The 14,922-nt window shown below is 71.9% G+C and carries 14 protein-coding genes and 1 tRNA gene; 4 read left to right on the top strand and 11 right to left on the bottom strand.

What is annotated here, in order from left to right; all coding sequences use genetic code 11:
* Positions 1 to 24 precede the first annotated feature (24 nt).
* Positions 25 to 231 carry a hypothetical protein gene (locus ACFO0B_RS17485; protein WP_378613526.1) on the bottom strand — a complete coding sequence of 69 codons (207 nt, stop codon included), beginning with the start codon at positions 229 to 231 and terminating at the stop codon, positions 25 to 27.
* A gap of 120 nt (positions 232 to 351) precedes the next feature.
* Between ACFO0B_RS17485 and ACFO0B_RS17490 the strand changes: the two genes are divergently transcribed.
* Positions 352 to 1,218 (top strand): rhomboid family intramembrane serine protease, encoded by an 867-nt coding sequence (locus ACFO0B_RS17490; protein WP_378613527.1) that lies wholly within the window; start codon positions 352 to 354, stop codon positions 1,216 to 1,218.
* On the opposite strand, the gene ACFO0B_RS17495 is transcribed toward ACFO0B_RS17490, so the two are convergent.
* Positions 1,219 to 1,677, bottom strand: a complete 459-nt coding sequence (locus tag ACFO0B_RS17495) for a PH domain-containing protein (RefSeq protein ID WP_378613528.1) — start codon at positions 1,675 to 1,677, stop codon at positions 1,219 to 1,221.
* A 91-nt stretch (positions 1,678 to 1,768) separates the two neighbouring features.
* On the bottom strand, positions 1,769 to 2,035 hold the full coding sequence (gene crgA, locus ACFO0B_RS17500) for a cell division protein CrgA (protein WP_233015383.1): 267 nt from the start codon (positions 2,033 to 2,035) through the stop codon (positions 1,769 to 1,771).
* A gap of 120 nt (positions 2,036 to 2,155) precedes the next feature.
* Here crgA and ACFO0B_RS17505 point away from each other — a divergent pair, with 120 nt between their 5' ends.
* Together ACFO0B_RS17505 and ACFO0B_RS17510 are read left to right on the top strand one after the other, a co-directional pair.
* On the top strand, positions 2,156 to 2,800 hold the full coding sequence (locus tag ACFO0B_RS17505; RefSeq protein WP_378613529.1) for an aminodeoxychorismate/anthranilate synthase component II: 645 nt from the start codon (positions 2,156 to 2,158) through the stop codon (positions 2,798 to 2,800).
* The gene (locus ACFO0B_RS17510; protein ID WP_378613530.1) at positions 2,797 to 3,483 is read left to right on the top strand and encodes a RibD family protein; all 687 of its coding nucleotides are present in this window, start codon (positions 2,797 to 2,799) and stop codon (positions 3,481 to 3,483) included. Before ACFO0B_RS17505 ends, ACFO0B_RS17510 begins: the two co-directional genes overlap by 4 nt.
* 257 nt (positions 3,484 to 3,740) lie before the next feature.
* Here ACFO0B_RS17510 and pknB read toward each other — a convergent pair whose 3' ends face one another.
* From pknB to ACFO0B_RS17545, 7 genes are all read right to left on the bottom strand, one after another.
* On the bottom strand, positions 3,741 to 5,648 hold the full coding sequence (gene pknB, locus ACFO0B_RS17515; protein ID WP_378613531.1) for a Stk1 family PASTA domain-containing Ser/Thr kinase: 1,908 nt from the start codon (positions 5,646 to 5,648) through the stop codon (positions 3,741 to 3,743).
* Positions 5,645 to 7,144, bottom strand: a complete 1,500-nt coding sequence (locus ACFO0B_RS17520; RefSeq protein ID WP_378613532.1) for a protein kinase domain-containing protein — start codon at positions 7,142 to 7,144, stop codon at positions 5,645 to 5,647. The genes pknB and ACFO0B_RS17520 overlap by 4 nt, the downstream gene beginning before the upstream one ends.
* A gap of 54 nt (positions 7,145 to 7,198) precedes the next feature.
* Complete coding sequence (locus ACFO0B_RS17525; protein WP_378613533.1) at positions 7,199 to 8,665, bottom strand: peptidoglycan D,D-transpeptidase FtsI family protein; 1,467 nt, start codon at positions 8,663 to 8,665, stop codon at positions 7,199 to 7,201.
* Positions 8,662 to 10,140 (bottom strand): FtsW/RodA/SpoVE family cell cycle protein, encoded by a 1,479-nt coding sequence (locus tag ACFO0B_RS17530; RefSeq protein ID WP_378613534.1) that lies wholly within the window; start codon positions 10,138 to 10,140, stop codon positions 8,662 to 8,664. Before ACFO0B_RS17530 ends, ACFO0B_RS17525 begins: the two co-directional genes overlap by 4 nt.
* Positions 10,140 to 11,621 (bottom strand): PP2C family protein-serine/threonine phosphatase, encoded by a 1,482-nt coding sequence (locus ACFO0B_RS17535; RefSeq protein ID WP_378613535.1) that lies wholly within the window; start codon positions 11,619 to 11,621, stop codon positions 10,140 to 10,142. The genes ACFO0B_RS17530 and ACFO0B_RS17535 overlap by 1 nt, the downstream gene beginning before the upstream one ends.
* Positions 11,618 to 12,085, bottom strand: a complete 468-nt coding sequence (locus ACFO0B_RS17540; protein WP_233015391.1) for an FHA domain-containing protein FhaB/FipA — start codon at positions 12,083 to 12,085, stop codon at positions 11,618 to 11,620. The genes ACFO0B_RS17535 and ACFO0B_RS17540 overlap by 4 nt, the downstream gene beginning before the upstream one ends.
* A gap of 208 nt (positions 12,086 to 12,293) precedes the next feature.
* Entirely contained in the window at positions 12,294 to 13,919 is a 1,626-nt protein-coding gene (locus ACFO0B_RS17545; protein ID WP_378613536.1) for a DUF3662 and FHA domain-containing protein, read from the bottom strand.
* Between the two features lie 225 nt (positions 13,920 to 14,144).
* On the opposite strand from ACFO0B_RS17545, the gene ACFO0B_RS17550 reads away from it, so the two are divergent.
* Positions 14,145 to 14,227 (top strand) — tRNA-Leu (locus ACFO0B_RS17550).
* 50 nt (positions 14,228 to 14,277) lie between these two features.
* On the opposite strand, the gene ACFO0B_RS17555 is transcribed toward ACFO0B_RS17550, so the two are convergent.
* Positions 14,278 to 14,922: a class I SAM-dependent methyltransferase gene (locus ACFO0B_RS17555; protein WP_378613537.1), complete on the bottom strand. Its 645-nt coding sequence runs from the start codon at positions 14,920 to 14,922 to the stop codon at positions 14,278 to 14,280.

The raw sequence follows: 14,922 nt of genomic DNA on the forward strand, positions 1-14,922 counted from the left end.
CTGGGCCCAGGGGTGGGGAGCGGGTCAGACGGTTTGGCCCGGCTCCGGCTCGCCGGTGCCCGCGCTGCGCGAGTAGCCGATGCGCGGCGGCGCGGGTGCGGGGGCGGGCGGCTGCGGCCGGCGGCTGCGGGCCACAGCGGCGGCGGCGCCCGCCGCGGTGACGGCGGCCGCGGCGATCAGGCGATTGCGCGTGCGGGAGCGGGTGGAGACCCGCCGGGAAGCCGAGCTCATGGCACCACTGTGGCACACCGGCGGGAACCGCGCCGAATCCGTCGCCGACCTGCGCGATCGGCCGGAGATGGCAGGATGGCCGGTGGTACCGCCGCGCGGCGGGAACGGAGCGAGGAGACGATGCAACCACAACCGCCCGCCCCCGTCTGCGTTCGGCACCCGGATCGGGCGACCGGTCTCGCCTGCACCCGCTGTGGCCGCCCCGCCTGCGCGGACTGCCTGCGCCCCGCCGCGGTCGGACAGCACTGCGTCGACTGCCTGCAGCAGGATCGGCGCTCGGTGCCGCAGGTGCGCACGGTCGCGGGCGCGCCGGCAGGCGCCGCGCCGCGCCCGCTGGTCACCTACGCGCTCATCGCGCTCAACCTGCTGGTCTTCGGCATCACCGCGGCCGAGGCGGGCAGCGTGGTCGACAACCAGCGCTCCGGGCTCTTCCTGGACTGGGTGCTCTACCCGCCCGCGGTGGCGGACGGCGAGTGGTGGCGGGTGCTCGGCTCCGGCTTCCTGCACTACGGCCCGCTGCACCTGCTGGTCAACATGTTCGCGCTGTACGTGGTCGGCCGCGATTGCGAACTGGTGCTCGGGCGGGTGCGGTACCTGCTGGTCTACCTGGTCGCGCTGCTCGGCGGCTCGGCGGGCGTGATGCTCTTCTCCCAGGACAGCCTGACGGCGGGGGCGTCCGGGGCCGTGTACGGCCTCTTCGGCGCGGTCACCGTGGTGCTGATCCGGCTGCGGCAGAGCCCGAATCAGATGCTCATCGTGATCGGCATCAATGTGATCATCAGCCTCTCGCTGCCCGGCATCTCGCTCTGGGGGCACCTGGGCGGGCTGACGGCGGGCACGCTCGCCACGCTCGGGGTGCTCTTCCTGCCGCAGTGGACGGGCGCGAAATCGCCGGAGGCGGCGCGCACCATCGGCTGGGTGAGTCTGGCAGCGGTCGGGCTCGGGGCGCTCGCGGTGATCGGCCTCGCCGGGATGAGCCTGGTCTGATCAGCCCCGGTGCACCAGGCTGTGCCGGAGCATGGCCTCGAACAGCTCCTCCGGGTTCGCGCCGAGATCCCAGCGGCCGAAGATGAGCAGGCGGTCGTCGTCGTGATCCGGTCGCTCGACGTCGAGCTCCAGCATCGGCGTCTTCCGGCCGAGCCTGCGGTAGTGCGTGATCCGCGCGCGCAGGATCTGCGGGCGGGTGTAACTCACCGGCCCGGTGAGCCCGCGCACCACCAGCCGCGGCTCGGCGCCGGGAACGATGGTCACCCGGGGGCGCTGGCGCAGGCCGAGCCCGGCCAGCCCGAGCAGCCCGAGCGCGGCCACCCCGACCAGGACCATGCTCGGGGCATCGGCGGCGAAGATCGCCGCGATGCCGAGCGCGACCCCGCCCGCGGCCACGGCGGCCAGGGCGGGTGCGGGGGTGGTCCAGGTGGTGCGATCGTCGGTGTCACCGGCGTTCACGGGTGTTCTCCCCAGGTTGTCCTCGAGTTGTCCACAGAATCATCCACAGGTGTGCATGAAACACACTGGTGTGATTCGGGTGCGGACCAGGTCAGCGCCACCGCATGGTCATGATCAGCCCGACCACCATGAGCCCGAAGCCGATCAGGAAGTTCCAGGCATTGAGATCGGCCATCCACTGGATCTGCTCGGCGGCCAGGTAGTAGACGAGCAGCCAGACCAGGCCGGCCAGCATGAAACCGAGCATGATGGCGACGTACCAGACCGGCGACGGCCCCACCGCCTTCACCTTCACGGGGGTGCGGCTGGCCGGGTTGATGGTGTAGTCGGTCTTCTTGCGGACCTTCGACTTCGGCATGGTGTCCTCGCGTTCGGCGTCCGGGCGGGGTACCGGCCGCCCGCGTGGTCTCGGGTTCCAGGCTAGCCCACCAGGTCACGGCCCCGAATACCGGTTTGCGCGGGCCAGTACCCTCGTGTCATGCGCGTTCTGGTCGTCGACAACTACGACAGCTTCGTCTTCAACCTGGTCCAGTACCTGGGCCAGCTCGGAGTCGAGGCCGTGGTGTGGCGCAACGACGACCCGGAGTTGGCCGATCCGGCCGGAATCGCGACCGAGTACGACGGGGTGCTGATCAGCCCGGGCCCCGGCACCCCGGACCGCGCCGGTGTCAGCATGGAGCTGGTCCGCGCCTGCGCCGACGCCGCCACCCCGCTGCTCGGCGTCTGCCTCGGCCACCAGGCGATCGGCGCGGTCTTCGGCGGCACCGTCACCCGCGCCCCCGAGCTGCTGCACGGCAAGACCAGCGAGGTGTACCACCTCGGCGCCGGAGTGCTGGCCGGGCTGCCCGACCCCTTCACCGCGACCCGCTACCACTCGCTGACCGTGCTGGAGGAGACGCTGCCGCCGGAGATCGAGGTGCTCGGCCGCACCGAGAGCGGGATCGTGATGGCCATGCGGCACCGCACGCTGCCGATCCACGGCGTGCAGTTCCACCCGGAGTCGGTGCTCACCCGCGGCGGCCACCGGATGCTCGCGAACTGGCTGGAGGTGTGCGGGCAGCGCCCCGCCGAGGGGCTGGTCGCGACGCTGGAAGCGGAGGTCGCCGCGCTGGTGCCGCAGTGAGCGCGCGGCCCCACGTGCTGCTCTCCGTCGCGGTCAGCGTTGACGGCTATATCGACGACGCGAGCCCGCAGCGTCTGCTGCTCTCGAACACCGCGGATTTCGATCGGGTCGATCAGGTGCGGGCCGAGTCGGACGCCGTCCTGATCGGCGCCGAGACGCTGCGCCGGGACAATCCGCGGCTGCTGGTGAACAGCGCCGAGCGGCGCGCCGCTCGGGCGGCGGCGGGCAAGCCGGAGTACCCGCTCAAGATCACGGTGACGGCGCTGGGCGACCTCGATGCCGGGCTGCGATTCTGGCACCACGGCGATGCCAAACTCGTCTACACCACCGACGCGGGCCGGACCAGGCTCGGCGACCGGCTGACCGGGCTGGCCGAGGTGCGCAGCCTCGGCCCCGAGCTCGCCCTGGGCGCCCTGCTCGACGATCTCGGCGCGCGGGGGATCGGCAGGCTCATGGTCGAGGGCGGCACCCGGATGCACACCGCCTTCCTGGCAGCGGGGCTCGCCGACGAGCTGCACGTGGCGGTGGCGCCACTCCTGGTCGGCGACGCGGCGGCGCCGCGCTTCGTCGGGCAGGCCGCATTCCCCGGTGGCCCTGCGCACCGCATGCGGCTCGCGGGGGTGGAAGCCGTCGGCGACGTGGCCGTACTGCGCTACCTGCCGCGCGTCGAAGCGGAGAACTGATGCCCGGCGACGACCACCGGTTCCTGGAACGCGCCATCGCCCTGGCCCAGCTCAGCCCGCCCAGCGCCCTGCTCCCAGCGCGCGACGGCGAGCAGGCGGCCGTGCGCCCAGCGGGTACTCGACGCGGGGATCCCGCGCGTGGTGAATCGCCTGGGGCGAACCGGCCACCTTCGTGGCCGACTGCGTCGGCGTCGAGCTGCCCGAGCCGGCCGAGGCGGCACGCGCGGTGAACCGCCACCTCGGCCTCTGCCGAGCGATCAGGGCGGCCCGAGCACCCCGACCGTGAGCGAGACGGTGCCGTTCTTCGCCACCGACGAGCCCGCGCTGGGCTGCTGGCCGATCACCTTGCCGACCGCGAGCGTGTCGAAGGTGCCCTGGGTGCTCTGGTCGATCTGCCCGGCCCCGCCGGACCAGCCCTCGGCACGCAGCCGGTCGACCGCCTGCGCCACCGTCAGCCCGACCAGTGACGGCATCCTGACCTGCTCACCGCTGGAGACCTGCACGGTGACGGTGGAGCCCTTCTCCGCGCTGGTGCCGCCGGACGGCGTGGTCGCGACCACCTCGCCCTTCGGCTTGCTGGACTGGACCTCCTGGATCACGATCTCGAACCCGGCGCCGTCCACCAGGTTCGGCTGCGCGACGTTGATGTCCTGACCCACCACGTTCGGCACCCGCACCTGCTCAGGGCCGGTGCCGATGGTCAGCAGGACGGCGCCGTCCACGTCGATCCTCGACCCGGCCGAGGGCTCCTGCGCGATCACCTTGTCGCGCTCGGCGTCGCCGGAGGGTTGCCTGCGGACGTTCGGGTCGAGCCGCAGCCCCTTGGAGTTCAGCTCCTGCTCGGCCTGCTGCTGGGTGAGGCCGTCCAGCCGGGGCACCTGCACCTGCTGCGGGCCGGTGGAGACCTGCACGGTGATGGTGCTTCCCTCGTCCGCCCGCGAGCCGCCGAGCGGCTGGGTGGCGATCACGTTGCCCGCCGCCACCCGCGCGTCCGGCTTCTCCTGCACGGCGACGCTGAACCCGAGCTGCTGCAGCGAGGTCTGCGCCTGCGCGGCCGGCTTGCCGGAGAGATCGGGAACGGCCCGCTGGTCCGGCTTGCTTCCCGGGCCGAGGAACACCCAGAACAGCCCGAACGCCACCAGCACCGCGGCCGCGACGCCGAGCGCCAGGTACGCCGAGCGGCGGCGCTCGTTCTGCTCCGGCGGCTCCTCGTCGTCCCGGTCCTCGCGCCGCTCCACCGTGCGGTAGCTGCGCGGGGCAGGCTCGTCGGAGTCGAGGATGGTGGTGCGGTCCTCGTCGGTCATCACCATGGGCGCGCTCGGCTTCTGCCCGCCGAGCACCCGGATCAGGTCGGCGCGCATCTCGGCGGCGCTCTGGTACCGGTTGGCCGGGTTCTTGCTCATCGCCTTGAGCACGACGGAGTCCAGCTCGCGCGGCACGCCCGAGTGCACGTGCGACGGCAGCCGGGGATCCTCCCTGACGTGCTGGTAGGCGACCGCGATCGGCGAGTCGCCGGTGAAGGGCGGCTCGGCGGTGAGGATCTCGAAGAGGACGCAGCCGACCGAGTAGACATCCGAGCGGGCGTCGACGGTCTCGCCGCGGGCCTGCTCGGGGGAGAGGTACTGGGCGGTGCCGATCACCGCGGCGGTCTGCGTCATGGGGTTGGCGCTGTCCGCGATGGCGCGGGCGATGCCGAAGTCCATGACCTTCACCGCGCCGGCGCGGTTGATCATGATGTTGGCCGGCTTCATGTCGCGGTGCACGATGCCGGCGTTGTGGCTGAAGTCGAGCGCGGCGCAGACGTCGGCGATGACCTCCATCGCGCGTCGCGGCGGCAGCGGGCCCTTGCCGCGCACCAGGTCGCGCAGGGTGTCGCCGTCGACGTACTCCATCACGATGTACGGCAGCGGGCCGCCGTCGATCTCGGTCTCGCCGGTGTCGTAGACCGCGACGATGGCCGGGTGGTTCAGCGCCGCGGCGTTCTGCGCCTCGCGCTTGAAGCGCAGGTAGAAGGTGGGGTCGCGGGCCAGGTCGGCGCGCAGCACCTTGATCGCCACATCCCGGCTGAGCCGGACGTCGCGGGCCTTGTGCACCTCGGACATCCCGCCGAACCCGATGATCTCGCCCAGCTCGTACCGGGAGCCGAGATTCTTCGGCGTCGTCATTGTTGTCCTTGCCACGGGGTGAAGGGCGCGCGGGAAGTGGAGTCCGCCCCCTGGGCACCGGGGGCGTCGGGGAACGGCAGGTCGAGCGTCGGGAAGCGGGAGCGCGTCGTCGTGCTGCCCGCGGTGGTGGTCGGCTTGGTGGTGCTCGGCGCGCTGCTCGGCGGCACCGTCGTCGTGGTGGGGGCCTGCGTCGTCGTGGGGGCCTCCGTCGTGGTCGGCGGCGGCTCGTAGCTCGGCTCCGGCTGCGGCGGGGGCGCCTGCCTGGTGGTGGTGATCGGCGCGGGCGGTGGCGGCGGGGGCACCGGTGCCTGCGTCGTGGTCGGCGCCGGGGTGTTCTCCGGGTTGGTGTCGCCGCCGAAGAGCAGGTAGAGCACGGCGCCGCCGAGCAGCACCGCGCCGATGCCGAGCGCGATCAGCCAGTTCCGGGTGGACTTGTTGTCGTCCCTGCGGTCCGGGGTGCCGCCCGCGGGCGGGATCCGCTGCGCGTGCGCGGTGGCCGGGGCGTGGCCGTGCGTCGGCGGACCCGCGTTCGCGACCGCGTTGGCTGCCGGGGCCGAGTAGCGCACGGTGGCGCCCTCGTAGGTCTGCTGACCGGACGGGATCATGGCGGTCGGGCCGGGCGGGAGCACCCGGGTCGCGCCGGTCATCGAACCGGCGGCGCCGACGCGCGGTGGCGGCGGGCGGCGCCCGGCCTTGACCGCGGCGACGGCGTCGGCGAACTCGCCGCCGCTGCCGTAGCGCTGGTTCGGGTCCTTGGCCATGACGATCTCGATCAGCTCGCGCACATTGGCGGGCAGATCGGCGGGCATCGGCGGCGGCGCCTCGCGGACGTGCTTCATGGCGACGGTGATGGCGCCGTCGCCGGTGAACGGCCGCTGCCCGGCCAGCGCCTCGTAGCCGACCACGCCGAGCGAGTAGACGTCGGAGGCGGACGTGGCGTCCTCGCCGATCGCCTGCTCGGGCGCGATGTACTGGGCGGTGCCCATCACCATGCCGGTCTTGGTCACCGGCGAGGCGTCGACCGCCTTCGCGATGCCGAAGTCGGTGATCTTGACCTGCCCGGTCGGCGTCACCAGGATGTTGCCCGGCTTGACGTCGCGGTGCACCACACCGGCGACGTGCGCCGCCTCCAGCGCCCGGCCGGTCTGCTCCAGCAGGTCGAGGCCCTGCACGACGGAGAGCCTGCCGAGCCGGTTCAGCACGGCGTTCAGCGGCTCACCCTGCACCAGCTCCATGACCAGGTAGGCCATCTCGCCGCCGGAGGGGTCGAGCGTCTCGCCGTAGTCGTAGATGCCCGCGATGCCGGAGTGGTTCAGCTGCGCGGTGGTCTTCGCCTCGGTGCGGAAACGCTGCCGGAAGGTCGGGTCGGTGGAGAACTCGGACTTGAGCACCTTGACGGCGACCCGGCGGTCGAGCCGGGTGTCGAGGGCTTCCCACACCTGCCCCATGCCACCGGTGGCGATGAGCCGGTGCAGGCGGTATCGGTCGGCGATCATGGCGCCGTTGTTCAGCACTGGGGCCCCCGTACATTCACTCGCACGTCCATCTGTTCAGCCCCCTCGCAGCCCGGCGTCGAGCACCGCGCGCGCCACCGGAGCCGCCACCGAGCCGCCGGTCGCGGCCAGTGCGCGATCGCCGCCGTTCTCGACGATCACCGCGATGGCGATCTTCGGGTTCTGGGCGGGCGCGAAGGCGATGTACCACGCGTGCGGCGGGGTGTTCCGTGGGTCGCTGCCGTGCTCGGCGGTGCCGGTCTTGGAGGCGATCTGGTATCCGGACCGCCCGCTCCCGACGGTGTTGTTCTCCGAGGCGATCATCAGGTTGGTCAGCTGAGACGCTACCTGGGCGCTGACCGCCTGTCCCACCGAGACCGGCTCGGTGCGGGAGAGCTCGCTGAGGTCGGAGCCCTGGGTCTGGTCGACCAGGTACGGCTCCATCCGGACGCCGCCGTTGGCGACGGTGGCGGCGACCACGGCGTTGTCCAGCGGGGTCAGCGCGACATCGCGCTGGCCGATGCTGGACTGGCCGAGCGCGGCCGCGTCCGGGATGCTGCCGACGGTGCTCTCCGCCACCGGGATCGGGATGCCGCGGTGCGGGCCGATGCCGAAGGCCGCGGCCTCGTCCTTGAGCGCGGCGCCGCCGACCCGCTGGCTCAGCTCGACGAAGGCGGTGTTGCAGGAGAGCCGGAACGCGTCGAACAGCGAGGCGGTGCCGCCCCCGCCGCAGGTGTTGCCGTTGTAGTTCTCCAGTGTGGTGCTCGTGCCGGGCAGCGTGATCGTCGGCGCGGCGGTGAGCTGGTCCTCCGGCCTGGCGACGTTGGCCGAGAGCGCCGCGGCGGTGGTGATCACCTTGAAGGTGGAGCCGGGCGGGTAGGTCTGCGAGACGGCCCGGTTCAGCATGGGCTGGTCCGGGTCGGTGCTGAGCTCGTCGTAGGCCTGGGAGACCGCGGCGCCGTCGTGCCCGGAGAGCCGGTTCGGGTCGTAGCTCGGGGTGGACACCATGGTCAGGATCTTGCCGGAGGACGGCTCGATCGCGACCACCGAACCGGTGTAGCCCTTGCTGGTCAGCTGGTCGTAGGCGACCTGCTGCATGGCCGGGTTCAGCGTGGTGACGACGTTCGCGCCGCGCGGGTCGCGGCCGGCGATCATGTCGATCAGCCTGCGCCCGAAGAGCTGGCTGTCCGAGCCGTTGAGCAGCGAGTCCTCCGCGCGCTCCAGCCCGGTGCTGCCGTAGTTCATCGAGTAGAAGCCGGTCACCGGGGCGTAGGCGGCCGGCTCGGTGGGGTAGGTGCGCAGGTACTTGTACCGGTCGTCGGTCGCCACCGAGCTGGCCAGCACCGTCCCGCCCGCGGCGATCTGGCCGCGCTGGCGGGAGTACTCGTCCAGCAGGACGCGCGAGTTGCGCGGGTCGGTGCGGTAGTCGTCGGCCTTGATGACCTGCACGTAGGTCGCGTTCATCAGCAGCGCCACGATCATGACCATCACCGCGACCGCGACGCGGCGCAGGGGGGTGTTCATTCCTGGGGCCTCGCTTCCCGTCGACGCCCGATCATCTCGGTCTGGGCCTCCGCGAGCGGAGCGGCGGGCTCCCTGCGCGCCACCGGCGCCGGGGCGCGGGCGGCGTCCGAGATCCGGATCAGCAGCGCGAGCAGCGCGTAGTTGGCCAGCAGCGACGAACCGCCGTAGGAGACGAACGGCGTGGTGAGGCCGGTCAGCGGGATCAGCTTGGTGACACCGCCGACCACGACGAAGACCTGCACCGCGATGGTGAAGGCGAGCCCGGCCGCGAGCAGCTTGCCGAAGCTGTCGCGCACCGCGAGCGCGGTACGCAGCCCGCGCACCACCAGCATCAGGAACAGGATCAGCACGGCGGCCAGCCCGATCAGCCCGAGCTCCTCGCCGATGGTGGTGACGATGAAGTCGGTCTTGGCGAACGGAACCTGCGAGGGGCGGCCGCTGCCGAGCCCGGTGCCTGCCAGCCCGCCGGTGGCGAGGCCGAAGAGCGACTGGGAGATCTGGTAGCCGGTGTTGCTGTAGTCCTCGAACGGGTGCAGCCAGGTGTCCACCCGCACCCGGACGTGGCCGAAGAGCTGGTAGGCGAAGACGAAGCCGACCCCGAGCAGCGAGAAGCCGATCAGCAGCCAGCCGACCCGCTCGGTGGCGATGTAGAGCATCACCAGCACGGTGCTGAAGATCAGCAGCGAGGTGCCGAGATCCTTCTCGAAGACCAGCACGCCGATGCAGACGATCCAGACCACCAGGATCGGCCCGAGGTCGCGGGCGCGCGGGAACTCCATGCCGAGGAAGCGCTTACCCGCGACGGTGAAGAGATCGCGCCTGGCCACGAGCACCGAGGCGAAGAAGATGATCAGCAGGATCTTGGCGAACTCGCCCGGCTGCAGGCTGATGCCGGGCAGCCGGATCCAGATCTTGGCGCCGTTGGCCTCGGAGAAGCGGCCGGGAAGCAGCGCCGGGATGGCCAGCGCGACCAGCCCGACCAGCCCGAGGGTGTAGCTGTAGCGGGCGAGCGTGCGGTAATCGCGCAGCACGACGAGCACGCCGACGAAGACGATCATGCCGAGCGCGGTCCAGAGCACCTGCGAGTTGGCGTCCGGCGACGGCGCCTCGGAGCCGTTGTAGGCGGCGCTCTGCGCGGCGGCCAGGTCGAGCCGGTGGATGAGGACCAGCCCGAGGCCGTTGAGCAGCGCGGCGATCGGCAGCAGCAGCGGGTCGGCGAACGGGGCGAAGCGCCGCACCGCGAGGTGCGCGATGCCGAACAGCGCCAGGTAGGCCAATCCGTACTTGGCGATGTCCCAGGTGATCGACTGTTCCTGGCTGGCCTCGACGAGGACGAGCGACGCGGTGGTGATCACCGCGGCGAAGCCGAGCAGAAGCAGCTCCGCGTTCCGCCTGGTGGCGGGCGGGGGCGCGGGCGCGAAGCCGCCGGGCGGGCTGGGGTATCCCCCGGCCTGCGGCGGTGCCGGAGCGGACATCAGTCCGTCACCCGGCAGTTCTCCCCCGCGATCTGGGGGGTGGACGGCTGCGCCTGCTCCGGCTTCGGCGCCGCGGGCTGCCCCTCCCGGTTCTCCGGCTGCGGCTCGCCCGGCTGCGGGGCGGGCGCAGGCTCCGGCGCGGGGGCACCCGGCTCGGGCGAGGCGGCCGGCTGCGGCGCGGGGGTGCTCGGCTGCGGCGCGGGCGTGCTGGCCTTGACGCAGGCAGGCAGCAGTTCCCGCTGTGCCAGCACCTCCATCTGGTCCCTCGCCTTCTCCAGCGAGCCCGGCGGCAGCCCCCTCTCCACCTGGTCGCGGCCGGTCTGCTCCAGGTCGTCGACCTTCAGCGGCAGGCAGCCCGCCGGCTGGTCGGAGCCGGGGTCGGCCAGCGTCAGCTGCCCGGTCCTGCTCACGCAGCCGACCAGGTCGACATCGTGCACGGACCAGCCGAGCACGGTGCCGGGCAGCCCGCGCAGGATCACCACCGAGCCGTTGTCGGCCCCGACGTAGTAGTTGCTGCGGATCATCTTGTAGCCGACGATCAGCCCGATCCCGACCGCGATCACCAGCGCGACCGCGAGCGCGATCCAGCGCAGCTTCTTCGACTTGGCAGGCGGCTCCGGCTCGGGGCTCGCCGCGGTGCGGCGCGGCGTGCTCTGCCTGGGCGGCCGGATGGCGGCGGCCCGGCCCGCCGCGGTGTTCGGCGGCGGGGTGTCGTCGTCGACCCCGGAGGCGGCGCCCGCCACGATCGGGTGGCTCTGGCCGTAGTCCAGGTCGATCACGTCGGCGACGACGACGGTCACGTTGTCCGGCCCGCCGCTGCGCAGCGCCAGCTCGATGAGCCGGTCGGCGCACTCGTCGGTATTGCCCTCGCGCATGGTGTTCGCGATGGTCTCGTCGCTGACCACGTCGGAGAGGCCGTCCGAGCAGAGCAGGTACCGGTCGCCGGCCTTGGCCTCGCGCATGACCAGCGTCGGGTCGATCTCGTTGCCGGTGAGCGCCCGCATGATCAGCGAGCGCTGCGGGTGCGTGTGCGCCTGCTCCGGGGTGATCCGGCCCTCGTCCACCAGCGACTGCACGAAGGTGTCGTCCCTGGTGATCTGGGCCAGCTCGGCGTCGCGGAGCATGTACGCCCGCGAGTCGCCGATGTGCACCATGCCGAGCTTCTTGCCCGCGAAGAGGATCGCGGTCAGCGTGGTGCCCATGCCGTCGAGCTCGGGCTCCTCCTCGACCTGATCGGCGATCGCGGCGTTGCCCTCGCGGGTGGCATGGTCGAGCTTGCCGAGCAGGTCGGGGCCGGGTTCGTCGTCGTCGAGGTGGGCCAGCGCGGCGATCATCAGCTGCGAGGCGACCTCGCCTGCCGCGTGGCCGCCCATTCCGTCCGCCAGAGCGAGCAGGCGTGCGCCCGCGTAGACGGAGTCCTCGTTGTTGGCCCGGACGAGACCGCGGTCGCTGCGCGCTGCATAGCGGAGAACAAGTGTCACGATCGGAGCTCGATCACTGTTTTGCCGACCCGCACCGGGGTGCCGAGCGGAACACGAACGGGGGTGGTGACTTTCGCACGGTCGAGATACGTGCCGTTGGTGGAGCCGAGATCCTCGACGTACCAGTCCTCACCGCGCGGTGAGATCCTCGCATGCCGGGTGGAGGCGTAGTCGTCGGTGAGTACCAGCGTCGAGTCGTCCGCACGCCCGATCAGCACCGGCTGGGTGCTGAGCGTGATGCGGGTGCCGGCGAGTGAACCATGAGTCACCACAAGGAATTTGGCGCCCTTCTGGCCTCGGCTGAAGGAAGGCAGCACCGTCGACCCGCGTGTGGCCCTGGGCTGTATCCGGATGCCGGATGCCGCGTAGATGTCGCTGCGCAAGGTCCGCAGGATAGCCCACACGAACAGCCACAGCAGTAGCAGGAACCCCGCACGGGTCACTTGCAGAATCAGTCCCTGCACGGCGTTCCACCTCCTGTTCACCGTCTGCGCGGACGACGATGGCGGCTCGAGAGCCCCCACCGGCTTGCTGACCTCACCCGGCTCGAATTCGTCCGACGAGCCGCGCGTGGATTGGCAGCATCATAGGGCCGAAGGCCGGGTGTGAACACGGTACGACGGCGCCCAGGGCTGCCGTCGTACCTGTGATCTGGTTGGCGAGCTTACGGGATCAGACGATTCGGATCAGGATCTCGGAGTGTCCGGCCCGGATCACATCGCCGTCCGCGAGTTGCCAGTCCTGCACCGGAGACCCGTTGACCAGCGTCCCGTTGGTCGAACCGAGATCCGAGAGCATCGCGGTCTGGCCGTCCCAGCGAACCTCGATGTGCCTGCGCGAGACGCCGGTGTCCGGCAGCCGGAAGTGCGCGTCCTGGCCGCGGCCGATGATGTTGCTCCCCTCCCGGAGCTGGTAGGTCCGGCCGCTGCCGTCGTCCAGCTGGAGGGTCGCCTGGAAACCGGAGCCTGCCGCGGGGGCCGCGTAGCCCGGCTGTGCCGCGGGCGCCGCCGCGCCGCCCGCGTAGCCGCCGCGGTCGCCGTAGCCGGCCTGCTGGCCCGCGTAGCCGCCGCGCTCCTCGGCGCCGTAGCCGCCGCCCTGGCCGTAGCCGGGCTGCTCGCCGTAGCCGGGATCGCGGTACTCCTGCTCCTGGCCGTAGCCAGGGGCGGCGCCCGGCGCCTGGCCGTAACCGGCCGGGGCCGCAGGGGCGGCGCCGTAGCCGGCACGATCGCCGTAGCCCGCACCCGCCTGGCCGTAGCCCTGCTCGCCGTAGCCGGCCTGCCCGCCCGCGCCGTACCCGGCCTGGCCGTAGCCCTGCTGCTGCTCCGCGCCGTAGCCTGCACCCGGCTGCTCGGCGCCGTAGCCCGGCTCGCCGTACCCGGGCTGGGCCGCGCCGTAGCCCGGCTGCTCGGCGCCGTAGCCGCCGCCCTGCTGGCCGTAGCCGCGCTCGGCGCCGTATCCGGGCGGTTGCCCGCCGTAGCCACCCGGCTGCTGCTGCTCGTAGCCCGGCTCGGAGTAGGCCTGCGGCGCGCCACCGGCAGCGCCGTATCCGCCCTGCTGGCCGTATCCGGGCGGCTGCTCGCCGTAGGCCCTGCCCGCGCCGTACCCGGGCTGCTCGGCGCCGTAACCCGGCTGGCCGTAGCCGTTCTGGTAGTCGCCACCGGCCTGGTAGTCGCTGTAGCCCTCCGGCGCGGCGGCGCCGCGGCCGTAATCGTCGCCGTAGGCGCCGTTCTGCGGCCGACCGGCGGGCGGCGGTGCGTACCCGCGGTTGCGTGGATCGGACTCCGCGGGCTCACGGCTCGGGTCGTAGCCAGAGTTCTGCGTCATGGGGCCAGCTCCTGGTTGCGGGTTTGCGGGTCGTTGTTGCGCAGCTCCTGGCGACGGAGCGGACGCCCCCGATCGGCCAGGAGCCGGAGCTCCGCGGCCGACGTCGGGATCCACCCGGCCGCTCGCCCTGAACTGTCCGGTGTGCAGCGTAGGGGATGCCTCGAATGCCACGTGTACTTCGCCGTACGTCTGCCACCCCTGATCGCGGATGTAGTCGTGCAGGTACTTGGCGAACGCCTTGCTGGTGAGCTCGGGATCTGCGGCGAGTTGCGCGTGATCGGACGCGGCGACGGTGATCACATAACTGTTCGGCGCGAGCAGGTGCCCGCCGCCGACGTCCTGGACCCGATCGGACGCCTCACGCTGCAGCGCCGCCTCCACTTCCTTGGGGACGACGCTGCCACCGAAAACGCGAGCGGCCGCATCACCGACGGCGCCTTGCAGACGCCGTTCGAATCGATCGACGATGCCCATCTCAGCCTCCCTCCGGTGTGTGGACTCCTACCGATCCATAACAACGACACAACTGGTTGGCGTGTCGTGGTTCGAGCACGTTCACTGCATGATATCCACGATCCTCCACCCCTGTAACTCCCGGAAAGCCCAGGAGGTTCCCGGGGTGGTCAAGGACTGGTCACAGCTTGTCAACAGGCGATTTCGGTTTCGCCGACGGTGCGTGATACGGTCTTCCAGTCGCTCGGGCGAGTGGCGGAATGGCAGACGCGCTGGCTTCAGGTGCCAGTGTCCGTAAGGACGTGGGGGTTCAAGTCCCCCTTCGCCCACAGTAGGAGAGCCCGGTCCATCGGACCGGGCTTCTCGCGTTTCCGAGACGTCAGTCGAGGCCGCGGCGGCCGGCGAGCACGTGGAACGGAATCCGGGTGCCCCCGGGGCTGCTGCGCTGCACAACGAAGCCGCTCCGCTCCAGCGCGGCGGCCACCTCGTCGGCGGGGCGCAGCCGGAAACCGTGCGCGGTGAAGGGCAGCTTCACCATCGCGTCGGGGTCGCCGATGCCGACCACAGCGACGCCGCCGGGCCGGATCGTCCTGGCGAGTTCGGCGAAGGCTGCGGGCAGGTCGTCGACGAAGTAGACCGTGTTGACGGTGATCGCGGCGTCCAGCACGCCGTCCCGCAGCGGCAGCGCGGTGAGCGAGCCCGCAGCCACCTGCAGGGTGCCGGAGCGCACCTGCGGGGCGTACCGCTTGCGCGCGCTCGCGATCATGTCCGGGGAGATCTCGACGCCGTGCACGATGCCGCTGGAGCCGACCTTGTCCAGCAGCATGGCCAGCCCGGCCCCGCCGCCGAAGCCGAGATCGGCGACGGTGGCGCCGGGGGTGATGCCCGCCGCGGCGACGGCGGCCGCCACCGCGGGGCGATTGCCCCGGTTCAGCATCCCGGCCACCACCGTGCCGAGGATTCCGTGCGGATTGCCGAGCTGCCCGGCCATGGTGCCGAGGGCGCGAGCGCGCAGACCTGCCAT

The organism is Nocardia jiangsuensis, from assembly GCF_042650385.1.
Taxonomy (GTDB): Bacteria; Actinomycetota; Actinomycetes; order Mycobacteriales; family Mycobacteriaceae; genus Nocardia; species Nocardia jiangsuensis.